The sequence below is a fragment of the Pseudomonas sp. RW10S2 genome (genome assembly GCF_014268985.1).
In the GTDB taxonomy this organism is placed as follows: Bacteria; Pseudomonadota; Gammaproteobacteria; order Pseudomonadales; family Pseudomonadaceae; genus Aquipseudomonas; species Aquipseudomonas wayambapalatensis.
On the sequence record NZ_JABWRO010000079.1, the window covers coordinates 1 to 25780 of the forward strand.

Annotated in this window: 22 protein-coding genes and 1 pseudogene; 21 read left to right on the forward strand and 2 right to left on the reverse strand. The window is 62.7% G+C overall.

Annotation, left to right across the window (positions count from 1 at the left end):
- Positions 1-8: 8 nt before the first annotated feature.
- Positions 9-1385, reverse strand: coding sequence for a glutamine synthetase family protein (locus tag HU729_RS16975; RefSeq protein WP_186665474.1), 1377 nt, complete (start codon positions 1383-1385; stop codon positions 9-11).
- A 668-nt stretch (positions 1386-2053) separates the two neighbouring features.
- On the opposite strand from HU729_RS16975, the gene HU729_RS16980 reads away from it, so the two are divergent.
- The 7 genes from HU729_RS16980 to HU729_RS17010 all read left to right on the forward strand — a co-directional run bounded on the left by HU729_RS16980 (position 2054) and on the right by HU729_RS17010 (position 10365).
- On the forward strand, positions 2054-3412 hold the full coding sequence (locus HU729_RS16980; protein WP_054894987.1) for a glutamine synthetase family protein: 1359 nt from the start codon (positions 2054-2056) through the stop codon (positions 3410-3412).
- 48 nt (positions 3413-3460) lie between these two features.
- A complete protein-coding gene (locus HU729_RS16985) occupies positions 3461-4822 on the forward strand; it encodes an aspartate aminotransferase family protein (protein ID WP_186665477.1) in 1362 nt (453 codons plus the stop codon).
- A gap of 169 nt (positions 4823-4991) precedes the next feature.
- A complete protein-coding gene (locus HU729_RS16990) occupies positions 4992-6089 on the forward strand; it encodes a polyamine ABC transporter substrate-binding protein (protein WP_186665478.1) in 1098 nt (365 codons plus the stop codon).
- Between the two features lie 162 nt (positions 6090-6251).
- On the forward strand, positions 6252-7346 hold the full coding sequence (locus HU729_RS16995) for a polyamine ABC transporter substrate-binding protein (protein ID WP_063541738.1): 1095 nt from the start codon (positions 6252-6254) through the stop codon (positions 7344-7346).
- A gap of 69 nt (positions 7347-7415) precedes the next feature.
- The gene (potA, locus tag HU729_RS17000; RefSeq protein WP_186711035.1) at positions 7416-8558 is read left to right on the forward strand and encodes a polyamine ABC transporter ATP-binding protein; all 1143 of its coding nucleotides are present in this window, start codon (positions 7416-7418) and stop codon (positions 8556-8558) included.
- A gap of 35 nt (positions 8559-8593) precedes the next feature.
- Positions 8594-9475 (forward strand): ABC transporter permease subunit, encoded by an 882-nt coding sequence (locus tag HU729_RS17005; RefSeq protein WP_172964842.1) that lies wholly within the window; start codon positions 8594-8596, stop codon positions 9473-9475.
- A complete protein-coding gene (locus tag HU729_RS17010; RefSeq protein WP_186711036.1) occupies positions 9472-10365 on the forward strand; it encodes an ABC transporter permease subunit in 894 nt (297 codons plus the stop codon). Before HU729_RS17005 ends, HU729_RS17010 begins: the two co-directional genes overlap by 4 nt.
- 95 nt (positions 10366-10460) lie before the next feature.
- On the opposite strand, the gene HU729_RS17015 is transcribed toward HU729_RS17010, so the two are convergent.
- Positions 10461-10916, reverse strand: coding sequence for a transposase (locus tag HU729_RS17015; protein ID WP_186711037.1), 456 nt, complete (start codon positions 10914-10916; stop codon positions 10461-10463).
- A gap of 262 nt (positions 10917-11178) precedes the next feature.
- Here HU729_RS17015 and HU729_RS17020 point away from each other — a divergent pair, with 262 nt between their 5' ends.
- From HU729_RS17020 to HU729_RS17085, 14 genes and pseudogenes are all read left to right on the forward strand, one after another.
- Positions 11179-12267, forward strand: coding sequence for an efflux RND transporter periplasmic adaptor subunit (locus HU729_RS17020; protein ID WP_186711038.1), 1089 nt, complete (start codon positions 11179-11181; stop codon positions 12265-12267).
- Complete coding sequence (locus HU729_RS17025) at positions 12264-13331, forward strand: efflux RND transporter periplasmic adaptor subunit (RefSeq protein WP_186665486.1); 1068 nt, start codon at positions 12264-12266, stop codon at positions 13329-13331. Before HU729_RS17020 ends, HU729_RS17025 begins: the two co-directional genes overlap by 4 nt.
- Positions 13328-16378, forward strand: a complete 3051-nt coding sequence (locus HU729_RS17030) for an efflux RND transporter permease subunit (protein WP_186711039.1) — start codon at positions 13328-13330, stop codon at positions 16376-16378. Before HU729_RS17025 ends, HU729_RS17030 begins: the two co-directional genes overlap by 4 nt.
- Positions 16379-16609: 231 nt before the next feature.
- Entirely contained in the window at positions 16610-16792 is a 183-nt protein-coding gene (oscA, locus tag HU729_RS17035) for a sulfur starvation response protein OscA (protein ID WP_016489716.1), read from the forward strand.
- A gap of 44 nt (positions 16793-16836) precedes the next feature.
- Positions 16837-17844, forward strand: a complete 1008-nt coding sequence (locus HU729_RS17040; RefSeq protein WP_186711040.1) for a sulfate ABC transporter substrate-binding protein — start codon at positions 16837-16839, stop codon at positions 17842-17844.
- Positions 17845-17946: 102 nt separating this feature from the next.
- Positions 17947-18765 carry a sulfate ABC transporter permease subunit CysT gene (gene cysT / locus HU729_RS17045; RefSeq protein WP_186665492.1) on the forward strand — a complete coding sequence of 273 codons (819 nt, stop codon included), beginning with the start codon at positions 17947-17949 and terminating at the stop codon, positions 18763-18765.
- A 13-nt stretch (positions 18766-18778) separates the two neighbouring features.
- Positions 18779-19651, forward strand: a complete 873-nt coding sequence (gene cysW, locus HU729_RS17050) for a sulfate ABC transporter permease subunit CysW (RefSeq protein ID WP_186711041.1) — start codon at positions 18779-18781, stop codon at positions 19649-19651.
- 3 nt (positions 19652-19654) lie between these two features.
- Positions 19655-20644, forward strand: a complete 990-nt coding sequence (locus HU729_RS17055) for a sulfate ABC transporter ATP-binding protein (protein WP_054891101.1) — start codon at positions 19655-19657, stop codon at positions 20642-20644.
- A 329-nt stretch (positions 20645-20973) separates the two neighbouring features.
- A complete protein-coding gene (locus HU729_RS17060; protein ID WP_186711042.1) occupies positions 20974-21774 on the forward strand; it encodes an energy transducer TonB in 801 nt (266 codons plus the stop codon).
- Between the two features lie 36 nt (positions 21775-21810).
- On the forward strand, positions 21811-22533 hold the full coding sequence (locus tag HU729_RS17065) for a MotA/TolQ/ExbB proton channel family protein (protein WP_186711043.1): 723 nt from the start codon (positions 21811-21813) through the stop codon (positions 22531-22533).
- A 1-nt stretch (position 22534) separates the two neighbouring features.
- Positions 22535-22936, forward strand: coding sequence for a biopolymer transporter ExbD (locus tag HU729_RS17070; protein ID WP_054891104.1), 402 nt, complete (start codon positions 22535-22537; stop codon positions 22934-22936).
- A gap of 228 nt (positions 22937-23164) precedes the next feature.
- A pseudogene (locus HU729_RS17075) lies at positions 23165-23745 on the forward strand (alpha/beta hydrolase).
- A 62-nt stretch (positions 23746-23807) separates the two neighbouring features.
- A complete protein-coding gene (locus tag HU729_RS17080) occupies positions 23808-24755 on the forward strand; it encodes a sigma 54-interacting transcriptional regulator (RefSeq protein ID WP_186711044.1) in 948 nt (315 codons plus the stop codon).
- Positions 24756-24941: 186 nt separating this feature from the next.
- Complete coding sequence (locus HU729_RS17085) at positions 24942-25727, forward strand: MetQ/NlpA family ABC transporter substrate-binding protein (RefSeq protein WP_186665505.1); 786 nt, start codon at positions 24942-24944, stop codon at positions 25725-25727.
- Positions 25728-25780 lie beyond the last annotated feature (53 nt).

Consider the following 25780-nt stretch of genomic DNA (forward strand, 5'->3'; position numbering starts at 1 on the left):
TTTTTCGTTTACACGGTATGCAGGTACCAGTTGTACTCGAGGTCGGAGATCGAGTGTTCGAACTCCTCCAGCTCGCTCTCCTTGCACGCGACGAAGATGTCGATGTACTTCGGATCGATGTACTTGTTCAGGATCTCGCTGTCGTCCAGCTCGCGCAGGGCATCGCGCAGGTTGTTCGGCAGGCTCTGTTCCAGCTGCTCGTAGGAGTTGCCTTCGATCGGCTCACCCGGCTCGATCTTGTTGGTCAGGCCGTGGTGCACACCGGCCAGGACCGCCGCCATCATCAGGTACGGGTTGGCGTCGGCACCGGCCACGCGGTGCTCGATGCGCACGGCGTCCGGCGAGCCGGTTGGCACGCGCAGGGCCACGGTGCGGTTGTCCAGGCCCCAGCTCGGCGCGTTCGGTACGTAGAACTGCGCGCCGAAACGGCGGTACGAGTTGACGTTCGGGCAGAGGAACGCCATCGAAGCGGGCAGGGTCTCGAGCACACCGCCGACAGCGTGACGAAGCGCGGCGTTCTGCTCGGGATCCTCGCTGGTGAAGATGTTGTTGCCATCTTTGTCCAGCACGGAGATGTGTACATGCAGGCCGTTGCCAGCCTGGCCCGGGTAGGGCTTGGCCATGAAAGTGGTGTCCATTTCATGGTCGTAGGCGATGTTCTTGATCAGGCGCTTGAGCAGCACTGCATAGTCACAGGCCCTCAGCGGATCGGGCACGTGGTGCAGGTTGACCTCGAACTGCGCCGGGGCGCTTTCCTTGACGATCGCGTCGGCCGGGATACCCTGCTCCTTCGCGCCTTCGAGGATGTCCTGCAGGCAGTCGGCATACTCGTCCAGGTCGTCGATCAGGTAGACCTGGGTCGACTGCGGACGCTTGCCCGAGATCGGCGAGCGCGGCGGCTGCGGACGGCCGTTCACGTTCTCCTGGTCGATCAGGTAGAACTCCAGCTCGAACGCGGCACAGATGGTCAGGCCCATGTCGGTGAACTTGCTCACCACCTGGCGCAACACTTCACGAGGGTCGGCGAAGAACGGCTCGCCTTCGATTTCGTGCATGGTCATCAGCAGTTGCGCGGTCGGGCGCTTCTGCCAGGGTTCGTTGGAGAGGGTGCCAGGGATCGGGTAGCAGATGCGGTCGGCGTCGCCGATGTCCAGGCCGAGGCCCGTGCTTTCGACGGTCGAGCCGTTGATATCCAGGGCGAAGAGGGAGGCGGGCAGGTTGATGCCTTTCTCGTAAACCTTGTGAAGGCTCGTGCGTTCGATACGCTTGCCACGAACCACACCATTCATATCTGCAATCAGAAGGTCAACGTAGAGAACCTCAGGATGTTCCTTAAGGAACGCGTTCGCTTCGTTAAGCTGAACGGCACGCGGGGGTACCGACATGATGCAACACCTTTGTTGTTAAAAATATCAATCAAGGGGGGCTTGCAGACCCAGTCAATCGAAAAGACAAACTGATGTCAAGCCAACCTCCTGATGCCCTGAAATGGCACATCAACGGCGGATTTGCTGCATATAAGGGCATCCCATTATCCGCTAAATCTGTAGGAAAGGGCTACGGCGATGGTGGCGTATTTTATTTTTTACGGAGGTGTTGTGAAAAAAAATGAACGAGGCTAAGCTCGGTCGCAACCCATAACAGTAATAATACGAGGGTCACATGGTCCGCCAGTCGCGACCTGAAAGCGCCGCCTGCGCTGCGCAGTCAGGTATTTTCACCGCTTGCCGAAAGGCCCTCGCGCGCCTGGCCCATCCCTGGAGCAGACTGGCCGCAATAATTGACGACCGGCACAGTCAGCCCTCGCCCCGTAGCAGTTTACTGCACGCTTTTCTTCCTTCCTGCCCTTTGCTTTCGAGATCGATACGCGTTTTGCGCGTGAATCGGCTGCCGTCCTGCGCATGGGTTTTTGCTTTGGCAACATACTCCATCCAGAATCAATGCGTGGGCCTTGCCAGGCCCTGCCGCGCCGAATGCGCCGACATTGACCGACGCCAGGCGTCAGTAGCGCCCGCCCCGCAGGGGCCGGGTCAAATGACCTCCTGAGGTATTTATGAGTAACAACCTCGACCAGCTCACCGATTGGTTGAAAGAGCACAAGATCACCGAAGTCGAATGCCTGATCAGCGACCTGACCGGCATCACCCGCGGCAAGATCTCGCCAACCAACAAATTCATCGCCGAAAAGGGCATGCGCCTGCCCGAAAGCGTTTTGTTGCAAACTGTGACTGGCGACTACGTCGATGACGACATCTATTACGACCTGCTCGACCCGGCCGACATCGACATGATCTGCCGCCCCGACCAGGACGCCGTGTTCCTCGTGCCCTGGGCCATCGAGCCGACCGCCCAGGTGATCCACGACACCTACGACAAGAAGGGCAACCCGGTCGAACTGTCGCCGCGCAACGTCCTCAAGAAAGTGCTCAAGCTCTACGCCGACAAGGGCTGGCAGCCGATCGTCGCGCCAGAGATGGAGTTCTACCTGACCAAGCGCAGCGAAGACCCGGACTTCCCGCTGCAACCGCCGGTGGGCCGCTCCGGCCGTCCGGAAACTGGCCGTCAGTCGTTCTCCATCGAGGCCGCCAACGAATTCGACCCGCTGTTCGAAGACGTCTATGACTGGTGCGAACTGCAGCAGCTGGACCTCGACACGCTGATCCACGAAGACGGCACGGCGCAGATGGAGATCAACTTCCGTCACGGTGACGCGCTGCACCTGGCCGACCAGATCCTGGTGTTCAAGCGCACCATGCGCGAGGCCGCGCTCAAGCACAACGTCGCCGCGACCTTCATGGCCAAGCCCATGACCGGCGAGCCCGGCAGCGCCATGCACCTGCACCAGAGCGTGATCGACATCGCCACCGGCAAGAACATCTTCTCCAATGAAGACGGCAGCATGAGCACGCTGTTCCTGCATCACATCGGCGGCCTGCAGAAACTCATTCCCGAGGCGTTGCCGCTGTTCGCACCGAACGTCAACTCGTTCCGCCGCTTCCTGCCGGACACCTCGGCGCCCGTGAACGTGGAGTGGGGCGAAGAGAACCGTACCGTCGGCCTGCGCGTACCGGATGCCGGCCCGCAGAACCGCCGCGTGGAAAACCGCCTGCCGGGCGCCGACGCCAACCCCTACCTGGCCATCGCCGCGAGCCTGCTGTGTGGCTTCATCGGCATGGTCGAGGGCATCGAGGCCAGCGCGCCGGTCCAGGGCCGTGGCTACGAGCGGCGCAACCTGCGTCTGCCGCTGACCATCGAGGACGCCCTGGAGCGTATGGAGAACAGCCGGTCGCTGGTGCAGTACCTGGGCAAGAAGTTCATTACCGGCTACGTCGCCACCAAGCGCGCCGAGCATGAAAACTTCAAGCGCGTCATCAGTTCCTGGGAGCGCGAGTTCCTGCTGTTTGCCGTGTGATCAACCCTGGGGCCGCAGGAGCGCGGCCATCGGATAGTGGAGAAGCAGATGAGCGTCAACAACCCGCAAACCCGTGAATGGCAGAACCTGAGCGGCGAGCACCACCTGGCACCCTTCAGCGACTACAAGCAGCTGAAGGCGAAGGGGCCGCGCATCATCACCAAGGCCCAGGGTGTGCATTTGTGGGACAGCGAGGGGCACAAGATCCTCGATGGCATGGCCGGCCTGTGGTGCGTGGCGGTTGGCTATGGTCGCGAAGAGCTGGTCCAGGCGGCAGAGAAGCAGATGCGCGAGCTGCCGTACTACAACCTGTTCTTCCAGACCGCTCATCCGCCGGCGCTGGAGCTGGCCAAGGCCATTACCGACGTGGCCCCCGAAGGCATGAGCCATGTGTTCTTCACCGGCTCCGGCTCCGAAGGCAACGACACCGTGCTGCGCATGGTTCGCCACTACTGGGCGCTCAAGGGCAAGCCGAACAAGCAGACGCTCATCGGCCGGGTCAACGGCTACCACGGCTCCACCGTGGCCGGCGCCAGCCTTGGCGGCATGAGCGGCATGCACGAGCAGGGCGGCCTGCCGATCCCGGGTATCGTGCACATCCCGCAGCCGTACTGGTTCGGTGAGGGCGGCGACATGACCCCGGATGAATTCGGGGTGTGGGCTGCCGAGCAGTTGGAGAAGAAGATTCTGGAAGTCGGCGAGGACAACGTTGCCGCCTTCATCGCCGAGCCGATCCAGGGCGCCGGCGGGGTGATCATTCCGCCGGACACCTACTGGCCGAAGATCAAGGAGATCCTCGCCAAGTACGACATCCTGTTCGTCGCCGACGAAGTGATCTGCGGCTTTGGCCGTACCGGCGAGTGGTTCGGCTCCGATTATTACGATCTCAAGCCTGACCTGATGACCATCGCCAAGGGCCTGACCTCCGGTTACATCCCCATGGGCGGTGTGATCGTGCGTGACAAGGTGGCCAAGGTGCTCAGCGAAGGGGGCGATTTCAACCACGGCTTCACCTACTCCGGCCACCCGGTGGCAGCGGCGGTGGGGCTGGAGAACCTGCGCATCCTGCGTGACGAGAAGATCGTCGAGCGCGCACGCACGGAAGTGGCACCGTACTTGCAAAAACGACTGCGCGAGCTGCAAGACCACCCGCTGGTGGGCGAGGTACGTGGCCTTGGCCTGCTCGGCGCAATCGAATTGGTCAAGGACAAGGCGACCCGCAGCCGTTACGAAGGCAAGGGCGTGGGCATGGTTTGCCGCAACTTCTGTTTCGACAACGGCCTGATCATGCGCGCGGTGGGCGACACCATGATCATCGCGCCGCCACTGGTGATCAGCCATGAAGAAGTGGACGAGCTGGTGGAAAAGGCGCGCAAGTGCCTGGATCTGACCCTGGAAGCGATTCGATAGGCGTTTGCTAGGCTAGCGATGTGACATTAAGTCGTTACAAGGCCCTGCTTTTGTTGAAACAGCGCCTTGTAACTTGCCAGACTAGCGGTTGTTTCAGTCGTCCGGCGCTTGCACCACGGGACCTGGCAGCTGAACAGATGGCTACTAAAAAAATTCTGGAGCATAACGCATGAAGAAAATGGGCAAGACGTTGCTGGCCGCCGCCCTGATGGGTGCCATGGCCACTGCTGTTCACGCTGAAGACAAGGTGCTGAACGTCTACAACTGGTCGGACTACATCGCTCCGGACACCATCGCCAAGTTCGAGAAGCAGACCGGCATCAAGGTCAAGTACGACGTCTTCGACAGCAACGAAACCCTGGAAGCCAAGCTGCTGGCAGGCAAGTCGGGCTACGACATCGTCGTGCCGTCCAACAACTTCCTGGCCAAGCAGATCAAGGCCGGCGTCTACGAGGAGCTCGACCGCTCCAAGCTGCCGAACTGGAAGAACCTCGACGAAGACCTGCTCAAGGCCGTTGGCGACGCCAGCGACAAAGGCAACAAGTACGCCTTCCCGTACATGTGGGGCTCCATTGGCATCGGCTACAACCCGGCCAAGGTCAAGGCCGCGCTGGGCGTGGACAAGATCGATTCGTGGGACGCCGTGTTCAAGCCCGAGAACATCGCCAAGCTCAAGAGCTGCGGCGTGAGCTTCCTCGATGCACCGACCGAAATGCTTCCGGCCGCGCTGCATTACCTGGGCAAGCCGACCGACAGCACCACCAAGGAAGACCTCAAGGCGGCCGAGGACCTGTTCCTGAAGATCCGTCCTTCGATCACCTACTTCCACTCCTCCAAGTACATCGGCGACCTGGCCAACGGCAACATCTGCGTGGCCGTCGGCTACTCGGGCGACCTGGAGCAGTCCAAGGCCCGCGCCCACGAAGCCGGCGACAAGGTCAAGCTGGACTACATCATTCCGAAAGAAGGCGCTGGCACCTTCTACGACATGGTCGCCATCCCGAAAGATGCCGAGCATAAAGATGCTGCCTACCAGTTCATGAACTTCCTGCTGCAACCGGAAGTCATGGCCGAGATCACCAACGCCGTGCGCTTCCCGAACGGTAACAAGGCCGCGACCCAGTTCGTCGACAAGGACATCACCAGCGACCCGAGCATCTATCCGCCAGCGGAAGTGAAGAAGCATCTGTACGCGATCGCTGCTCCTGAAGCGGCCGCCCAGCGTTTGATCACCCGTAGCTGGACCAAGATCAAGTCGGGCAAGTAAGCCCTGTGCGGGGCTCTCTGGGCCGGGGTTTTCCGGCCCAGGGGGCATAAACCTCGATTGTTGATTGCGACATCCCAGCCACGCAGGTAAGTTGCGCGCCGGTTTTGCGTGTACGGCTGCTCCCAGCCGCCACCGAAGGCTCTGATTGTGAGGACCAACCACTTGTCTATTTCTGTATTGCGCAAGGCCATGATGGCTGGAGCAGGTCTGACGCTGGCCTGCAGCGTTCAAGCGGCGCCCACGGTGCACTTCTACAACTGGTCCGACTATGTCGGCCCGACCACGCTCGCGGACTTCGAGAAAGAGACGGGCATCAAGCCCGTGCAGGATGTCTTCGACTCCAACGAAACCCTGGAAGGCAAGCTGCTGGCCGGTAACACCGGCTATGACGTGGTGGTGCCGTCCAACCATTTCCTCGGCAAGCAGATCAAGGCGGGCGCGTTCCAGAAACTCGACAAGCATCTGCTGCCCAATTATTCCAACCTGGACCCAGCGCTGATGAAGCGCCTGGAAAAGAACGATCCGGGCAACCAGTACGCCGTGCCTTACCTGTGGGGCACCAACGGCATCGGCTACAACGTCGACAAGGTCAAGGCCACGCTGGGCGTGGACAAGATCGACTCCTGGGCGGTGCTGTTCGAACCCGAGAACATGAAGAAGCTCTCCAAGTGCGGTGTGGCCTTCCTCGACTCGGCGGACGAGATGCTCCCGGCGGTGCTCAACTACATGGGGCTCAACCCCAACAGCACCGATCCCAAGGATTACGCCAAGGCCGAGAAGAAGCTGCTGGCGGTACGTCCGTACGTGACCTACTTCCACTCGTCCAAGTACATCACCGACCTTGCCAATGGCGACATCTGCGTCGCGGCAGGCTTCTCCGGCGATGTCTTCCAGGCCAAGGCCCGTGCTGAAGAAGCCAAGAAGGGCGTGAACCTGGCCTACGCCATTCCCAAGGAAGGCGGCAACCTCTGGTTCGACGTGCTGGCGATTCCCAAGGACGCCAAGAACGTGAAAGAGGCCCACGCCTTCATCAACTATTTGCTGAAACCTGAGGTTATCGCCCAGGTCAGTGATTACGTCGGTTATGCCAACCCCAACCCCAAGGCTGGCGACCTGATGGACCAGGCTGTGAGAACTGACGCCGCGGTTTACCCACCGCAGGAAGTGCTGGACAAGATGTTCGTCAACGCGGAGTTGCCCCCCAAGGTGCAACGTCTGATGACCCGCAGCTGGACCAAGGTCAAGTCGGGCAAGTAAAAATCCAGACCCGACGTGGCCCTGCACGCAGGCCGCTCGGGCACAAAAATCTTGTTGGGAGTTTCACTCATGGCAGTTGCCTCCGGTGCCTATAAGAAAGCCCTCGAGGGTGACCAGCAGCCCAAGCAGGTGCTGGTCAAGATCGACCGGGTCACGAAGAAGTTCGACGAAACCATCGCCGTGGACGATGTGTCCCTGGAAATCCGCAAGGGCGAGATCTTCGCCCTGCTGGGCGGCTCCGGTTCCGGCAAGTCCACCTTGCTGCGGATGCTCGCAGGCTTCGAGCGTCCGACCGAAGGTCGGATCTTCCTCGATGGTGTCGACATCACCGACATGCCGCCCTACGAGCGGCCGATCAACATGATGTTCCAGTCCTACGCGCTGTTCCCGCACATGACCGTGGCGCAGAACATCGCCTTCGGCCTGCAGCAGGACAAGATGCCCAAGGCCGACATCGAAGCCCGCGTGGCCGAGATGCTCAAGCTGGTGCACATGACCCAGTACGCCAAGCGCAAGCCGCACCAGCTCTCCGGTGGCCAGCGTCAGCGTGTGGCCCTGGCCCGCTCGCTGGCCAAGCGTCCGAAGCTGCTGCTGCTCGACGAGCCGATGGGCGCGCTGGACAAGAAACTGCGTTCGCAGATGCAGCTGGAGCTGGTCGAGATCATCGAGCGGGTCGGTGTGACCTGCGTGATGGTGACCCACGACCAGGAAGAGGCCATGACCATGGCCCAGCGCATCGCCATCATGCACCTGGGCTGGATCGCCCAGATCGGCTCGCCTGTGGATATCTACGAGACGCCAACCAGCCGCCTGGTGTGCGAGTTCATCGGCAACGTCAACCTGTTCGAAGGTGAAGTGATCGACGACGCCGAAGGCCACGCGCTGATCGCCTCGCCGGAGCTCGAGCGCAAGATCTACGTCGGCCACGGTGTCACCACCTCGGTCGAGGACAAGCACATCACCTACGCGCTGCGCCCAGAGAAGTTGCTGGTGACGACGACGCAACCCGAGTTCGAGCACAACTGGTCGCGCGGCAAGGTCCACGACATCGCCTACCTGGGCGGTCACTCGGTGTTCTACGTCGAGCTGCCGAGCGGCAAGATCGTCCAGTCGTTCGTCGCCAACGCCGAACGCCAGGGCGCGCGTCCGACCTGGGGCGATGAAGTCTACGTGTGGTGGGAAGACGACAGCGGCGTGGTACTGCGCTCATGAAACCGCGAAAGCTCAAACGAGCCCTCCAGCGCATCATCCCTGAGGGACGCCATCTGGTGATCGGCGTGCCGTTCATCTGGCTGTTCCTGTTCTTCATGCTGCCGTTCTTCATCGTGCTGAAGATCAGCTTCGCCGAAGCCGACGTGGCGATCCCGCCTTACACGGAGATCTACACCTACGTCGAGGACAAGATCCAACTGGTGCTGAACCTGGCCAACTACGGCCTGCTCACCGAAGATGACCTGTACATCTCGGCCTACCTGGGCTCGCTCAAGGTCGCCTTCTTCAGCACCCTGCTGTGCCTGCTGATCGGCTACCCGATGGCCTACGCCATCTCCAAGGCCGAGAAAGAGATGCAGACGGTCCTGTTGCTGCTGATCATGATGCCGACCTGGACCGCGATCCTGATCCGCGTCTATGCCTGGATGGGCATCCTCAGCAACAACGGGCTGCTCAACAGCTTCCTGCTGTGGACCGGGCTGATCGACCAGCCGCTGCAGATCCTCAACACCAACCTGGCGGTGTATATCGGCGTGGTCTATTCGTACCTGCCATTCATGATCCTGCCGCTGTACGCGAACCTGGTGAAGCATGACCAGAGCCTGCTGGAAGCCGCGAGCGACCTGGGCTCGAGCACCTTCAACAGCTTCTGGAAGATCACCGTGCCGCTGTCGAAGAACGGCATCATCGCTGGTTGCATGCTGGTGTTCATCCCGGTGGTGGGCGAGTTCGTGATCCCTGAACTGCTCGGCGGTCCGGAAACCCTGATGATCGGTAAAGTGCTGTGGCAGGAATTCTTCAACAACCGTGACTGGCCGGTGGCATCCGCGCTGGCAGTGGTGATGCTGGCGATCCTGATCGTGCCGATCCTGCTGTTCAACCGCAGCCAGGCCAAAGAGATGGAGGGTCGGGCATGAAGCGCTTCAGTTTCTCCAAGCTGATGCTGGTGCTCGGCTTGCTGTTCATCTACCTGCCGATGCTGATCCTGGTGATCTACTCGTTCAACGCCTCGAAGCTGGTGACGGTGTGGGGCGGCTGGTCGGTGAAGTGGTACGTCGGCCTGCTCGACAACACCCAGCTGATGGGTTCGGTGATGCGCTCGCTGGAGATCGCCTGCTATACGGCGGTGGCTGCGGTCGCGCTGGGCACCCTGGCGGCCTTCGTGCTGACCCGGGTCACCCGCTTCAAGGGCCGCACGCTGTTCGGTGGCCTGGTCACCGCGCCGCTGGTGATGCCCGAGGTGATCACCGGTCTGTCGCTGTTGCTGCTGTTCGTGGCCATGGCGCAGATGCTCGGCTGGCCGCAGGAGCGTGGCGTCGTCACCATCTGGATCGCCCACACCACCTTCTGTGCCGCGTATGTGGCGGTGGTGGTGTCGGCTCGCCTGCGCGAGCTGGACCTGTCGATCGAGGAAGCGGCGATGGACCTGGGTGCCAAGCCGTGGAAGGTGTTCTTCCTGATCACCATCCCGATGATCGCGCCTTCTCTGGCAGCAGGCGGCATGATGTCGTTCGCCCTGTCGCTGGATGACCTGGTGCTGGCCAGCTTCGTGTCCGGCCCTGGCTCGACCACCTTGCCGATGGAAGTGTTCTCGGCCGTGCGCCTGGGCGTGAAGCCTGAGATCAACGCCGTGGCCAGCCTGATCCTGCTGTCGGTGTCGTTGGTGACCTTCCTGGTCTGGTACTTCAGCCGCCGCGCCGAAGAGCGCCGCCGCCGGGCGATCCAGCAGGCCATCGAGGAAGGTGCTGCAGCGAACGTCGGGCAGCCGCAGGTGCGGCGTCCGGCTCCGGCTGCTGCGTCGGCCTGACGGCCCTTTCGCGGGCAAGCCCGCTCCCACAAGGATGGTGCAACGTGCACTGAACCTGTAGGAGCGGGCTTGCCCGCGAAGGCTTCACCACCGATTCAAAGCCAGACCGCATCCCAATGCGGATACTCCCGCACACTGCTGACCAGCCCTGCTCTCAGTGGATTGGCGATGATGTATCTGGCTGCCTGCACCACTTCCTCCTCCTTGCGCAAAGCGGCATCGTGATACCCCGGTTGCCAGACGGGTACATGCCTCACTCCGGCCTTGCGCAGGGTGATGGCGCTGCGCGACTTGAACCTGCGCATCAAACTCCCAAGCGTCACCCCCCTCAACTCGATCAACCAGTGCAGATGGTCCGGCATCAGCACCCAGGCCAGCGTGCGGCTGGCGTTTTCCTGATCTGACAGGCGTAGCTGTTTCACCACCAGCCGGGCGCTGCGCAGGTCGTGGAACAGGGGTTGTCGTTCGTGGGTGACAGTGGTCAGCAGGTAGCACCTGCCAGGCTCTGAGCAGCGGCCGCGGCGCAGGCGGGGAGAGTGGGCCAGGGGCATCGAATTTCCTCCATGAAATTGACCTTTGGAGGTTAGCGGTGCTGGTCCTCCCTTGGCGCCAATCATGGTTTCCGGATTTTGCGGTGGCCTCTTCGCGGGCAAGCCCGCTCCTACAGGCACCACAACTCTCTGTAGGAGCGGGCTTGCCCGCGAAAAGGCCACCGCCAATCCAAAGCCGACCCCACCAGTACCGATTATTGAACCCTGAACTACGCTGACAGTCGCATCCCACGAATCATTTGCGCGCAAGCAAGGAGCCTGCATGACGTTTACGCGTCCGCTGTTGGTCGTTTGCCTGGGGTTGTTGGCAGTGCTGTCAGGCTGCAAGGAACAGGCGTCCAGCCCTGAACTGCCACGCGTCGGCGTGGCACGGGTCGAACCTACCGATTTCGCCGCCAACGTCACCCTTACCGGTGATGTGCAGGCGCGCGTACAGACCGACCTTTCATTTCGCGTGGGCGGCAAGATCATCGCCCGCAGCGTCGATGTGGGCGATCACGTCAAGGCCAACCAGGTGCTGGCGCGCCTGGACCCGAAAGACCTGCAGAACAATGTCGACTCGGCCAAGGCCGAGGTATTCGCCGAGCAGGCGAGGGTCACCCAGACCCGCGCCGCCTTCGTGCGTCAGCAGAAACTGTTGCCCAAGGGCTACACCAGCCAGAGTGAATACGACTCGGCTGAAGCTGCCCTGCGCAGCAGCCAGAGCGCGCTCAAGGCGGCCCAGGCACAACTGGCCAATGCCCGCGAGCAATTGAGCTACACCGACCTGGTGTCCGAGGCGGACGGCGTGATCACCGCGCGCCAGGCCGAGGTCGGCCAGGTGGTGCAGGCGACCATGCCGATCTTCAGCCTGGCCACCGACGGCGATCGTGATGCCGTCTTCAACGTCTATGAGTCGCTGCTGGTGTCGCCACCCAGTGACGAGGGGGTGATCGTCCGGCTTGTGGATAACCCCAAGGTGCAGGCCGAAGGACGGGTTCGCGAAATCACTCCGACGGTGTCTGCCGAGAGCGGTACGGTGCAGGTCAAGGTGGCGCTGCGTAACGTGCCGGCTGCCATGCTGTTGGGCTCGCCGGTAACCGCCACGGCTCACGCACAGGGACGCCCAAGCATCGAATTGCCCTGGTCGGCGCTGACCAAGGCGCTGCATGAGCCGGCGGTGTGGGTGGTGGGCGAGGGCGATAAGGTCGAACTGCGCAAGGTTCAGGTGGCGCGTTATCTCACCGGGCGCATCGTCATCAGCGACGGCGTGAAAAGCGGCGAAACCGTTGTGGTCAGTGGCGGCCAGTTGCTGCATCCGGGCATGCAGGTGCAGAAAGTCGACGCCAAGAGCCCCGGAGGTGAGCCATGAAGCCCTTGCTGGTGTTACTTGCCGCAGCAGCCCTGCTGCCCGGTTGCAAGGGTGATGAGCCGGCGCCCGAGCCCGTACGGCCGGTGCTCTCGACCCTGGTCGAGCCGCAGACGCAGTCGCAGCTCGGTCGTTTTGCCGGCACCATCCAGGCCCGCTTTGAAAGCACCCTGGGCTTCCGAGTGTCCGGGCGCATTGCGCGGCGCTGGGTGGACGTGGGCGCGCAGGTGAAACCGGGCGACACCCTGGCCACTCTCGATCCCACCGACCAACAGAACCAGCTGCGCGCCGCCGAAGGCGACCTGGCGCGAGTCCAGGCGCAATGGATCAACGCCCAGGCCAATGCCCGTCGCCAGCAGCAGTTGTATGACCGCGGCGTCGGCGCCCAGGCCCAGCTGGACATCGCCCAGACCGACCTGAAGACCACCGGCGCCTCGCTCGAACAGGCGCGTTCGGCGCTCAGCCAGGCACGCGACCAGCTCGGCTACAGCACGCTCAAGGCCGACCATGGCGCCGTGGTCACGGCCTGGCGCGCCGAAGCCGGGCAGACGGTCAGTGCCGGCCAGGAAGTGGTCACGCTGGCGCGCCCGGACGTCAAGGAGGCGGTGATTGATCTGCCGATCCCAGTCGCCGAGCAGTTGACCCCGTCGCTGGTGTTCACCGTGGCATCGCAACTGGAGCCGGCCATCAGCACCACCGCCACGCTGCGCGAGCTTGAGCCGCAGGCCGATGCCGCCACCCGCACCCGACGTGCGCGGCTAAGCCTGGCCAGTACGCCGCAGGCGTTCCACCTCGGCACCGCCATCAGCGTCACGCTCAGCTCGGCGATCGCGCCGCGCACCGAGCTGCCGGCCACCGCCCTGCTGGAGCGAGACGGCAAGACCCAGGTCTGGGTGGTCGATCCGCAGCACAAGACCGTGGCCACCCGTGAGGTCACACTCGTGGAGCGCAGCGAACGGCGCGTCGTGCTGGGCGCCGGTGTGCAGCCGGGCGAACGGGTGGTGACGGCGGGTGTGAACAGCCTGAAGCCGGGCCAGCAGGTCAAATTCGACGAGGACGCACGATGAAAGGAAGCTTCAACCTGTCGGACTGGGCCCTGAAGCACCAGTCCTTCGTGTGGTACCTGATGTTCGTCGCCTTGCTGATGGGCGTGTTCTCCTACATGAACCTGGGCCGGGAAGAAGACCCGTCCTTCACCATCAAGACCATGGTGATCCAGACCCGCTGGCCCGGTGCGACCCAGGACGAAACCCTGTACCAGGTGACCGACCGGATCGAGAAGAAGCTCGAGGAACTGGACTCGCTCGACTACGTCAAGAGCTACACCCGGCCCGGCGAGTCGACGGTTTTCGTCTACCTGCGCGATACCACCAAGGCCGAGGATATCCCGCAGATCTGGTACCAGGTGCGCAAGAAGATCCAGGACATCCGCGGTGAATTCCCCCAGGGCCTGCAAGGGCCGGGTTTCAACGACGAGTTCGGTGATGTGTTCGGCTCGATCTACGCCTTCACCACCGATGGCCTGGACCTGCGCCAGTTGCGCGATTACGTCGAGCAGGTGCGCGCCGAAGTGCGCGAGGTGCCGAATATCGGCAAGGTCGAAACCATCGGCGTGCAGGATGAAGTGCTGTACCTGAACTTCTCCACCCGCAAGCTGGCGGCACTGGGCATCGACCAGCGCCAGGTGATGCAGGCGCTGCAATCGCAGAATGCGGTGACTCCGGCCGGGGTGATCGAAGCCGGGCCAGAGCGCATCTCGGTGCGCACCACCGGCCAGTTCGCCTCGGAGAAGGACCTGCAGGTGGTCAACCTGAGAATCAACGACCGGTTCTTCCGCCTGGCCGACATCGCCGATATCGAGCGCGGTTTCCAGGAGCCGCCCGCCCCCATGTTCCGCTACAACGGCCAGTCGGCCATCGGCCTGGCGATCGGCATGAAGAAGGGTGGCAACATCCAGGAGTTCGGCAAGGCACTTCGCGACAAGATGGACAGCATCACCGTTGAGCTACCGGTGGGTGTGGGCGTGCATACCGTGTCGAACCAGGCCGTGGTGGTCGAGGACGCCGTGGGCGGCTTCACCAGTGCGCTGTTCGAGGCGGTGATCATCGTGCTGGTGGTCAGTTTCATCAGCCTGGGCATACGCGCAGGCCTGGTGGTGGCCTGTTCGATCCCGCTGGTGCTGGCGATGGTTTTCGTGTTCATGGAGTACAGCGGCATCACCATGCAGCGCATCTCGCTGGGTGCATTGATCATCGCCCTGGGCCTGCTGGTCGACGATGCAATGATCACCGTAGAGATGATGGTCACGCGCCTGGAGATGGGCGAGAGCAAGAACGACGCGGCGACCTATGCCTATACCTCGACGGCATTCCCGATGCTCACCGGCACCTTGGTCACCGTTGCCGGCTTCGTGCCCATCGGCCTGAACGCCAGCTCTGCGGGCGAATACACCTTCACCCTGTTCGCGGTGATCGCGGTGGCGCTGCTGGTGTCGTGGGTGGTGGCGGTGTTCTTCGCGCCGGTGCTGGGCGTGCATATCCTCAGCAGCAAGGTCAAACCCCATGATGGGGAACCCGGCCGCATCGGCCGCGCCTTCGAAAGCGGCTTGCTGTGGTGCATGCGCAACCGCTGGCTGACCATCGTTGGCACCGTGGTGCTGTTCGCCCTGGCGGTGTTGAGCATGCGGTTCGTGCAGAACCAGTTCTTCCCGTCTTCGGATCGCCCGGAGATCCTGCTGGAACTGAACCTGCCGCAGAACGCGTCGATCCAGGAAACCCGCCGTGCGGTTGATCGCCTGGAAGCCACCCTCAAGGACGATCCGGACATCGACCACTGGAGCACCTATATCGGCCAGGGCGCGGTGCGTTTCTACCTACCGCTCGACCAGCAGCTGCAGAACCCGTACTACGCGCAACTGGTCATCGTCAGCAAGGGGCTGGAGCAGCGCAACACGTTGATTCCCAAGCTGCAGGAGCGGCTGCGCAATGATTTCGTCGGCATCGGCACCAATGTGCAATCGCTGGAGATGGGCCCGCCAGTGGGGCGTCCGATCCAGTACCGGGTCAGCGGCAAGGATATCGACCAGGTGCGCAAGCACGCCATCGACCTTGCGACCTTGCTCGACCAGAACCCCAACATTGGCGAGATGATGTACGACTGGAACGAGCCCGGCAAAGTCCTGCGGGTCGAGATCGCCCAGGACAAAGCGCGCCAACTGGGCCTGTCGTCCGAAGACGTCGCCAACGTGATGAACAGCATCGTCACCGGTGCACCGGTGACCCAGGTCAACGACCAGATCTACCTGGTGGACGTGGTCGCGCGCGCCAAGGACAGTGAGCGCGGCTCGCCCGATACCCTGCAGAACCTGCAGATCGTCAGCCCCAGCGGCACCTCGATCCCCTTGCTGTCGTTCGCCACGGTGCGCTACGAGCTCGAACAGCCATTGGTTTGGCGGCGTGACCGCAAGCCGACGATCACCATAAAGGCATCGGTCAACGGCGAGATCCAGCCCACCGACCTGGTGGCCCAGCTCAAGCCGAAGATCGAAGAGTTCGCCGCTTCGCTGCCGGCCGGTTACGAAGTAGCCACCGGCGGCACCGTGGAGGAGAGCGGCAAGGCGCAGGGGCCGATCGCTCAGGTGATTCCGCTGATGCTGTTCCTGATGGCGACCTTCCTGATGATCCAGTTGCACAGCGTGCAGAAGCTGTTCCTGGTGGTCAGCGTCGCGCCGCTGGGGCTGATCGGCGTGGTGCTGGCGCTGGTGCCGACGGGAACGCCCATGGGCTTTGTTGCGATCCTCGGGATTCTTGCGCTGATCGGCATCATCATCCGCAACTCGGTGATCCTGGTGACCCAGATCGACGAATTCGAGGCCCAGGGCTACTCACCTTGGGACGCGGTGGTCGAGGCTACCAACCATCGGCGTCGGCCGATCCTGCTCACGGCCGCAGCGGCCAGCCTGGGGATGATCCCCATCGCCCGCGAGGTGTTCTGGGGCCCGATGGCCTACGCCATGATCGGCGGGATCATCAGCGCAACGCTGCTGACCTTGCTGTTCCTGCCGGCGCTGTACGTGGCCTGGTACAAGATCCGCGAGCCGCAGGCGCATAACTGAAGCTTCAACTTCCTGTAGGAGCGGGCTTGCCCGCGAATGCAACAGTGGCCGCACCACAGCATTCGCGGGCAAGCCCGCTCCCACAGTCACCCGCTTACCTGCTCAGCAATTCAGTTATATAAACATTCTTAAACAGTATTTTTAAGAATATCCCGCCCTCACTAAGATTGCCCTCAAGCCAGGCGCAATCCCCTTCTTCTGCCCGGCACCCTTACTCAATGGAGAACGAGCATGAGTGCATCTCTGCGTAGCATCGACGGTCAGGACGAAGCCACCATTCTGCGTGAAATCCAGAGCGCGCTGCGCGACCTGCGCTTCGGTGCAGTGGAGATCACCGTGCACAACGCTCAGGTCGTGCAGATCGAGCGCAAGGAGAAATTCCGCCTGCAGCAGCCCGGCAACAAGTCCGGCTGATCCGACACATCCAACTAGAAAAAATGCCAATCGGGAGCTTCACCATGTCCATCCGCCGTTATGCGCTCGCCGCTCTGGCCAGTGCCGTTTTTGCCGGTTCCGCCATCGCCAAGGATTACGAACTGCTCAACGTGTCCTATGACCCGACCCGTGAGCTGTACCAGCAGTACAACGCCGAATTCATCAAGCACTGGCAGCAGGCGCACCCGGACGACAAGGTGAAGATCCAGCAATCCCACGGTGGCTCGGGCAAGCAGGGCCGCGCGGTGATCGACGGCCTGCGCGCCGACGTGGTGACCCTGGCCCTGGCTGGCGACATCGACGAGATCGCCAAGCTCGGCAAGACCCTGCCGGACAACTGGCAGACCCGTCTGCCGGACGCCAGCACCCCCTACACGTCGACCATCGTGTTCCTGGTGCGCAAGGGCAACCCGAAAGGCATCAAGGACTGGGGTGACCTGGTCAAGAAAGACGTCTCGGTCATCACCCCCAACCCGAAAACCTCCGGCGGCGCCCGCTGGAACTTCCTCGCCGCCTGGGCCTATGGCCTGAAATCCGGTGGCAGCGAAGCCAAGGCCAAAGAGTACGTGCAGGAGCTGTTCAAGCACGTACCGGTGCTGGACACCGGCGCTCGCGGCTCGACCATCACCTTCGTCAACAACGGCCAGGGCGACGTCCTGCTGGCCTGGGAAAACGAAGCCTTCCTGGCGCTGAAGGAAGACGGCGGCAGCGACAAGTTCGAGATCGTCGTGCCTTCGCTGTCGATCCTCGCCGAGCCGCCAGTGGCGGTGGTCGACAAGAACGCCGAGAAGAAGGGCAACACCGTGATCGCCACCGAATACCTGAAATACCTGTACAGCCCTGCTGGCCAGAAGATCGCTGCAGAAAACTTCTACCGTCCGCGTGACGAGAAAGTCGCCGCCGAATTCGCCAAGCAGTTCCCGAAACTTGACCTGGTGACTATCGACAAGGACTTCGGTGGCTGGAAAACTGCGCAGCCGAAGTTCTTCAACGACGGCGGTGTGTTCGACCAGATCTACCAGGCGCAGTAGAGGCCAAGGAAAAAGCGGGGCCGCAAAGCAGCCCCAGGATTTCAGAAGTTTGCACCGGCCCGGAATCTGTTCCGGGCCAAGTGCGTTCAACCAGGGATATTTATGTCACGTCGCATCTCCCCCGTCATACCCGGCTTCGGGCTGACGCTGGGCTACACCTTGGTGTATCTCAGCCTGATCGTGCTGATACCGCTGGCGGCCATGTTCATTCATGCCTCGCAGCTGACCTGGGAGCAGTTCTGGAACATCATCAGTGCACCGCGGGTCATCGCGGCGCTCAAGCTGAGTTTCGGTACCGCCCTGTTCGCCGCCATCATCAATGGCGTGATCGGCACCCTGCTGGCCTGGGTCCTGGTGCGCTACACCTTCCCCGGGCGCAAGATCATCGATGCGATGATCGACCTGCCGTTCGCCCTGCCCACCGCCGTCGCCGGTATCGCCCTGACTGCCCTGTACGCGCCTGCGGGCTGGGTCGGCCAGTTCGCCACCGACCTGGGCTTCAAGATCGCCTACACCCCGCTGGGCATCACCCTGGCCCTGACTTTCGTCACGCTGCCATTCGTGGTGCGCACGGTGCAGCCAGTGCTGGCAGACATCCCGCGTGAGGTCGAGGAGGCCGCCGCCTGCCTGGGCGCCAAGCCGTTGCAGGTGTTCCGCCATGTGCTGGCGCCGGCACTGCTGCCGGCCTGGCTAACCGGCTTCGCCCTGGCATTCGCCCGGGGTGTTGGCGAGTACGGTTCGGTGATCTTCATCGCCGGCAACATGCCGATGAAGACCGAGATCCTGCCGCTGCTGATCATGGTCAAGCTCGACCAGTACGACTACACCGGCGCCACCGCCATCGGCGTGCTGATGCTGGTGGTTTCCTTCATCCTGCTGCTGCTGATCAACCTGCTTCAGCGGCGCATCGAAACCCCTTGAAGGAGGCCCGGTCATGTCTTCGTCATCCATAACTGCAAGCTCCGCCGCCAATGCCGCCCGCCGCGGCAGCGCCACCTCGCGCCGCATACTGATCGGCCTTGGCTGGCTGGTGTTCGCGCTGTTCCTGCTGCTGCCGCTGGTGATCGTGGTGTCCCAGGCGCTGAAGAATGGCTTCGGCACCTTCTTCGAGGCGATCTTCGAGCCTGACGCGCTTTCGGCGCTCAAGTTGACCCTGCTCGCGGTGGTCATCTCGGTGCCGCTGAACCTGGTGTTCGGCGTCAGCGCTGCCTGGTGCGTGAGCAAGTACAGCTTCCGTGGCAAGAGCGTGCTGGTCACCCTGATCGACCTGCCGTTCTCGGTCTCGCCGGTGATTGCCGGCCTGGTCTACGTGCTGATGTTCGGCGCCCAGGGCCTGCTCGGCCCCTGGCTGCAGGACCACGATATCCAGATCGTCTTCGCCCTGCCGGGCATCGTGCTGGCGACTATTTTCGTCACCGTGCCCTTCGTCGCCCGTGAGCTGATCCCGCTGATGCAGGAGCAGGGCACGCAAGAGGAAGAGGCCGCGCGCCTGCTGGGCGCCAACGGCTGGCAGATGTTCTGGCATGTCACCCTGCCGAACATCAAGTGGGGCCTGATCTACGGCGTGGTGCTCTGTACCGCGCGGGCCATGGGCGAGTTCGGTGCGGTGTCGGTGGTCTCCGGCCATATCCGCGGCGTCACCAACACCTTGCCGCTGCACGTGGAGATCCTCTACAACGAGTACAACCATGTCGCGGCCTTCAGCGTGGCCAGCCTGTTGCTGATCCTGGCGCTCTTCATCCTGCTGCTCAAGCAGTGGAGCGAGAACCGTATTAACCGCCTGCGCCACAGCGCAGCGGAGGAATGAGTCATGTCGATCGAAGTTCGTAACGTCAGCAAGCGCTTCAACAGTTTCCAGGCCCTGAACAACATCAACCTGGATATCCACAGCGGTGAGCTGGTCGCGCTGCTCGGCCCCTCCGGCTGCGGCAAGACCACCCTGCTGCGTATCATCGCCGGCCTCGAGACGCCGGATGACGGCAGCATCGTGTTCCACGGCGAGGATGTCTCGGGCCACGATGTGCGCGATCGCAACGTCGGGTTCGTGTTCCAGCACTATGCGCTGTTCCGCCACATGAGCGTGTTCGACAACGTCGCCTTCGGCTTGCGCATGAAGCCCAAGGGCGAACGCCCGAGCGAGAGCAAGATCGCCGAGAAGGTCCATGAGCTGCTGAACATGGTTCAGCTCGACTGGCTCGCCGACCGCTATCCCGAGCAGTTGTCGGGGGGCCAGCGCCAGCGTATCGCCCTGGCCCGTGCCCTGGCGGTGGAGCCGAAGGTGCTGCTGCTCGACGAGCCGTTCGGCGCCCTCGATGCCAAGGTGCGCAAGGAGCTGCGCCGCTGGCTGGCGCGGTTGCACGAGGATATCAACCTGACCTCGGTGTTCGTCACCCACGATCAGGAAGAGGCGATGGAAGTGGCCGACCGCATCGTGGTGATGAACAAGGGCGTGATCGAACAGATCGGCTCGCCGGGCGAGGTGTACGAGAAACCGGCCAACGACTTCGTCTACCACTTCCTCGGCGACTCCAACCGCCTGGCCTTGAGCGAGGGCAACCATGTGCTGTTCCGTCCTCACGAGGTGTCGCTGTCGCGCCATGAGACCGAGGGCCATCACGCTGCCGAAGTCCGCGACATTCGTCCGCTGGGCGCGACCACCCGGGTGACCCTGAAGGTCGAGGGGCAGAGCGAGCTGATCGAGGCCGAAGTGGTCAAGGATCATGACAGCCTGACCGGCCTTGCGCGCGGCGAGACCCTGTTCTTCCGGCCGAAGGTCTGGCAGAAGGTCGCCGATATCTGACGCTTGTGCAGATGTTGAAAAACCCGGGTTCGTAGCCCGGGTTTTTTTATGCCTGGACGAAGGGTGGGGTGGCGATGTGGCCCTTAGCCCGCCGTTTTCCATACCTTGCACGAATATTTTGCATGCCGACCGTGCATTACTTTCCGCCCTCACCGCTACAGCCCTTGCGCCACGCGGCTTTGCGGGAACCCTGAAAATCTTATATTCGATTTTTGTATAGCTTTAATTTTAAACATTACTTTCAGAGATAAGCCTCTAAAACGGATGATTCAGCCACGAGGACCGGCCAAGGTCCGAAGACCTGCATCACGTTTCCAGGAGTCGATTCAATGGGTAATGTCCAGACGGCCGCGAGGGCCTACGACCAGCCATGGCGCCCGGCCCCGGGCGACCTGGTCGAGCTTGGACGCACGCTTCGCCTGCCGCTGGCGCAGCTGCGCCTGCAACGCACGCCGGTCAGTGGTCTCAAGCGTCGCGACAAGCTGGCGCTGGGGTTGCTGGTGCTGGTGCTGCATGGCGCTGCGGCCTACTGGGTCAGCCAACGACCAACCCCCGAGCTGCCGGTGATTGCGCCAGAGATTCCGCCGATGACCATCGAGTTCGCCGCTCCGGCGCCGCCGGTCGTCGAGCCGCCACCGCCTGTGCCTGTGGTCGAGCCACCACCGCCACCACCACCGGTGGTCGATGAGCTGGCCGCCAAGCCTGCGCCGAAACCTGTGCCCAAACCAAAACCTGTGCCCAAGCCCGTACCCAAGCCGCAGCCCAAGCCGGTCGAGGCGCCGCCACCGGTGCCGACGCCCGCGCCTGCACCGCCTGCTCCGGCACCTGCACCACCAGCACCAGCACCGGTCACGCCCGCTTCGGCCAATGCCGCGTACCTGAAGAACCCGGCGCCGGAGTATCCGCAACTGGCCCAGCGCCGTGGATGGGAAGGCACCGTGCTGTTGCGGGTCGAGGTACTGCCCAGCGGCAAGCCGGGGCAGATCCAGATCCAGAAGACCAGCGGCCGCGATGCCCTGGACGCCGCCGCGCTGGCTGCGGTTAAGCGCTGGAGCTTCGTGCCGGCCAAGCAGGGAGACGTGGCCCAGGTGGGCTGGGTCAGTGTCCCGATCGATTTCAAGCTTCGTTAACTCGCGCCATCGAACCGAACATAGGAAGACTTCATCATGAGCCTGTTGGCATCCCCTCTCGAATCCGTTGAAAGCGCCGTCATCTGGCTGCTGGTTGGTTTTTCCGTGGTCACCTGGGCGTTGGCTCTGGTCAAGGTCGTGCAGTTCGTGCGGCTGAAGAACCAGGACAAGCGCTTCCATGCCCAGTTCTGGGCCGCTTCTAGCCTCGACTCGGCAGCCGGGATCAGCCATGAGCAGCCTGGCCCTGCGGCCCGCGTCGTCCAGGCCGGTTATGCCGCCATCGCCGTGGGCGAGCCGGGCCAGGCAGCCGACCTGAGCCATGCGATCAACCATCAGGATCGCCTCGAGCGCGCCTTGCGCCAGCAGATCGTGCGTGAGCGCCGTTCGCTGGAAACCGGCCTGGCGGTTGTCGCCAGTATTGGCAGCACCTCGCCGTTCATCGGTCTGTTCGGCACCGTGTGGGGCATCATGGAAGCGCTCAAGGGCATCAGCGCTGCCGGCTCCGCCAGCCTGGAAACCGTGGCCGGCCCGATCGGTGCGGCACTGGTCGCCACGGGCGTCGGTATCGCCGTCGCGGTCCCGGCGGTGCTGGTCTACAACTACTTCCTGCGCCGCCTCAAGCTGACCGCGGCCGACCTCGACGACTTCGCCCACGACTTCTACAGCCTGGCGCAGAAGAGTGCCTTCCGCGTCCTGGTTCACCCGACCCTGCAAAAAGCCCAGGCCGGTTTCGGCCAGCCGGTGAAGGAGGCTTCCTGACATGGCGTTCTCGACCCAGGACAGCGACGAAGTCCTCAGTGAAATCAACGTCACACCGCTGGTGGACGTCATGCTGGTGCTGCTGGTGGTGTTCATCGTCACCGCGCCCTTGCTGACCAACGCCATCCCGATCAACTTGCCCAAGACCGAAGCCGTGGCCCCAGTGGAGCAGAAAGACCCGCTGGTGGTGAGCATCGATGGCGGCGGCAAGCTGTTCATCAACAAGGACGAGATCCAGCCGGACCTGCTGGAAACCAACCTCAAGGCGGCCAGGGAAAAGGATGCGGATGTGCGTGTACAGCTGCAGGCTGACGATGGCGTCAACTACGGCGAAGTGGCGCGGGCGATGGCTGCCATCGAACGTGCCGGGATCAGCAAGCTGGCGGTGATCACCGCGCGTTGATCGGCAATACCCTCTTCAGGCAAGTGCTTCAGGGCCATTTCTCTTGGCAGGGGATGGCCCTTTTTTTATGCCCGCACCGACCCCGTAGGTGCGGGCTTGCCCGCGAAGGGGCCAGTCCAGCCAACCAGAAATTATGGTTATTAATAAATAGCTTCTTATTCCTTTACGAATATAACTGCCTCCCTATACTTGGTTCCCAAGCACGCAAACTTCCAAGGAGGCGTCCCCATGCGCAATGAGTCGATTCGTTACCTGATTGTGCCGGGCTGGCAAGGATCGCCAGACAATCATTGGCAAAGCCACTGGCAGCGCAGCCTGCCCAACAGTGCCCGGGTCGAGCAGCACGATTGGCTCACCCCGCAGCGGCGCGACTGGATACAGGCACTCGAGCAGGCGATTGCCGCCGAACGCTCGCCGGTGATCCTCATCGCCCACAGCCTGGGTTGCATCACCATCGCCCACTGGGCCGCGCAGGCCAGCCCTGGGCTGCTGCGCCAGGTGCGAGGGGCGCTGCTGGTGGCGCCCGCGGATGTCGAACGGCCGACCTGCGCGCCGGCCTTGCGCAATTTCGCGCCCATTCCCCTGCACGCGCTGCCGTTTCCCAGCCAGGTGGTCAGCTCGGACAACGATCCGGCCGTCAGCGTGCCGCGTGCACTCTACCTGGCCAAGGCCTGGGGCGCGGAAGCAGGGTTTTGAGCAATGCCGGGCACATCAACGTCAAGTCCGGTCACGAGCGCTGGGAACAGGGCTTCGCCTACCTGTACCGCCTGCAAGGCCGGATCGAGCAGCGCTCCCTGCGCCGCGCCTGACCTGGCCTTTCAACCGATTTCGCTGAACCCCTGGTCGCCTGCGTCTGGGGCGGGAGTTTTCCATGAGTTTCAACAATCCCTTCGGCCAGCCACTGCTGACGTTTCCCGAGCTGGACAAGAGCCCGCTGAGCATCCGTGCCAAGGCGCTGGTATTCGTCGATGCACGTTCGCAGCAACTGCGCGAAGCGCTCGAACGCCTGGCGCCGCAACCGCTGCCGGTGCTGATCCGTGGTGAGACCGGCACCGGCAAGGAGCTGCTGGCAAGGCAGATCCACCGTGCCAGCGATCGCGCGGGGTTGTTCGTCTCGGTCAACTGCGCGGGCATCAGCCACACCTACGCCGATGCCGAGCTGTTTGGCTACAGCGCCGGTACCCATGGCGGCACGGCCAGCAGTCGCGCAGGCTGGTTCGGTTCGGCCAATGGCGGCACCTTGTACCTGGACGAGATCGCCGACCTGCCGCTGGCCATCCAGGGCAAGCTGCTGGCGGCCCTGGAGAACCGTGAGGTCACTCGGGTCGGCGCCCAGCAGGCGCAGGCCGTGGATGTGCGTCTGGTGGCCGCCTCCAGCATCGACCTGGCCCAGGCGGTGCGTGCCGGGCGCTTCAACGAACGGCTGTACCTCTATCTGCACGAGGGCGAACTGGAATTGCCGGCACTGCGCCAGAGGGTGGGGGACATCCTGCCGCTGGCCGAATACTTCGTCGGCATCTACAGCGTGCGCCTGGAGCGCAGCGTGCCGCTGATCAGCGAAGCGGCGCAGCAAGCGCTGGAAGCCCATGCCTGGCCCGGCAACACCCGCGAGCTGGAGAACGTCATCCACTTTGCCTTGCTGGTGGCCGAGGGCGATGAAATTCTCCCGCAGCATCTGGACCTGCCCGAGCGTGCACCCCTTGCCAGCCTGGCCAGCCAGCTTGCGCAACTGGGGCGCAGCCGCGAGCCAGGCCCGCTTGCCGCCTTGCGTGAGCTGCTGGAGCAAAGCCTGGCCGAGCTCAATGCATCCGCGAGCTAGAGCGGTTGTCGGTCGCTCATAAGCAAAACAGCTGATGGCTTTTTGTTTTTGGAATAAGCAGCGAATCAAAAGATATTGTTAGGGCATAAAAAATCCCGGTATCGTCCGCTCCACGCCCACTGTCGAGACGGTGTGGCACCTGACTTCGCCATCGTCGATGGCCCCAGCTTGATAACAAGGATCACCATGAAAAAGACCCTGCTGACGACTGCCCTCGCTGCTGCCCTGTCGCTGTCCGGCCTGGCTCACGCCGCCGAAAAACTGGTGGTAGCCGCCACGCCGGTGCCGCACGCCGAAATCCTCGAGCTGATCAAGCCGACCCTGGCCAAGGAAGGTGTGGACCTGCAGATCAAGGTCTTCACTGACTACGTGCAGCCGAACGTGCAGGTCGACCAGAAGCGCCTGGACGCCAACTACTTCCAGACCCTGCCGTACCTGAAGAACTTCAACGAAGGCAAGGGCACCCACCTGGAAACCGTGATCGGCGTTCACGTCGAGCCGTTCGGTGGCTACTCCAAGAAGGTCAAGAGCCTGTCGGAGCTCAAGGAAGGCGCCACCGTGGCTATCCCGAACGAGGGCAGCAACAGTGGTCGCGCCCTGCTGCTGTTGCAGAAGGCCGGCCTGATCACCCTGAAGGATCCGAAGAACGCCCTGGCGACGCCGAAAGACATCGCCGAGAACCCGAAGAAACTGAAATTCCGCGAGCTCGAGTCGGCCATGCTGCCGCGCGTGCTGGACCAGGTCGACCTGGACATGATCAACACCAATTACGCGCTGGAGGCTGGCCTGAACCCGGCCAAGGATGCGCTGGTGATCGAAGGCAGCGACTCGCCATACGTGAACTTCCTGGTCGCGCGTCCTGACAACAAGAACAGCGACGCCATCCAGAAGCTGGCCAAGGCCCTGACCAGCCCTGAAGTGAAAGCCTTCATCGAGCAGAAGTACCAGGGCGCGGTACTGCCGGCGTTCTGATTTGCCGGGTTAGCGCTTCACATGAAAACGCCGACACTGTTGTGTCGGCGTTT

Excerpts from the sequence above, each read along its gene's own strand:
- HU729_RS17065 (WP_186711043.1), top strand. The coding sequence starts at position 21,811 with ATGAGCCTGTTGGCATCCCCTCTCGAATCCGTTGAAAGCGCCGTCATC.
- HU729_RS16985 (WP_186665477.1), top strand. The coding sequence starts at position 3,461 with ATGAGCGTCAACAACCCGCAAACCCGTGAATGGCAGAACCTGAGCGGC.
- HU729_RS17015 (WP_186711037.1), bottom strand. The coding sequence starts at position 10,916 with ATGCCCCTGGCCCACTCTCCCCGCCTGCGCCGCGGCCGCTGCTCAGAG.
- cysW (WP_186711041.1), top strand. The coding sequence starts at position 18,779 with ATGTCTTCGTCATCCATAACTGCAAGCTCCGCCGCCAATGCCGCCCGC.
- HU729_RS16975 (WP_186665474.1), bottom strand. The coding sequence starts at position 1,385 with ATGTCGGTACCCCCGCGTGCCGTTCAGCTTAACGAAGCGAACGCGTTC.
- oscA (WP_016489716.1), top strand. The coding sequence starts at position 16,610 with ATGAGTGCATCTCTGCGTAGCATCGACGGTCAGGACGAAGCCACCATT.
- HU729_RS17055 (WP_054891101.1), top strand. The coding sequence starts at position 19,655 with ATGTCGATCGAAGTTCGTAACGTCAGCAAGCGCTTCAACAGTTTCCAG.
- HU729_RS17070 (WP_054891104.1), top strand. The coding sequence starts at position 22,535 with ATGGCGTTCTCGACCCAGGACAGCGACGAAGTCCTCAGTGAAATCAAC.
- HU729_RS16990 (WP_186665478.1), top strand. The coding sequence starts at position 4,992 with ATGAAGAAAATGGGCAAGACGTTGCTGGCCGCCGCCCTGATGGGTGCC.
- potA (WP_186711035.1), top strand. The coding sequence starts at position 7,416 with ATGGCAGTTGCCTCCGGTGCCTATAAGAAAGCCCTCGAGGGTGACCAG.
- HU729_RS17085 (WP_186665505.1), top strand. The coding sequence starts at position 24,942 with ATGAAAAAGACCCTGCTGACGACTGCCCTCGCTGCTGCCCTGTCGCTG.
- HU729_RS17060 (WP_186711042.1), top strand. The coding sequence starts at position 20,974 with ATGGGTAATGTCCAGACGGCCGCGAGGGCCTACGACCAGCCATGGCGC.
- HU729_RS17040 (WP_186711040.1), top strand. The coding sequence starts at position 16,837 with ATGTCCATCCGCCGTTATGCGCTCGCCGCTCTGGCCAGTGCCGTTTTT.
- HU729_RS16980 (WP_054894987.1), top strand. The coding sequence starts at position 2,054 with ATGAGTAACAACCTCGACCAGCTCACCGATTGGTTGAAAGAGCACAAG.
- HU729_RS17020 (WP_186711038.1), top strand. The coding sequence starts at position 11,179 with ATGACGTTTACGCGTCCGCTGTTGGTCGTTTGCCTGGGGTTGTTGGCA.
- HU729_RS17030 (WP_186711039.1), top strand. The coding sequence starts at position 13,328 with ATGAAAGGAAGCTTCAACCTGTCGGACTGGGCCCTGAAGCACCAGTCC.
- HU729_RS17080 (WP_186711044.1), top strand. The coding sequence starts at position 23,808 with ATGAGTTTCAACAATCCCTTCGGCCAGCCACTGCTGACGTTTCCCGAG.
- HU729_RS17025 (WP_186665486.1), top strand. The coding sequence starts at position 12,264 with ATGAAGCCCTTGCTGGTGTTACTTGCCGCAGCAGCCCTGCTGCCCGGT.
- cysT (WP_186665492.1), top strand. The coding sequence starts at position 17,947 with ATGTCACGTCGCATCTCCCCCGTCATACCCGGCTTCGGGCTGACGCTG.
- HU729_RS17010 (WP_186711036.1), top strand. The coding sequence starts at position 9,472 with ATGAAGCGCTTCAGTTTCTCCAAGCTGATGCTGGTGCTCGGCTTGCTG.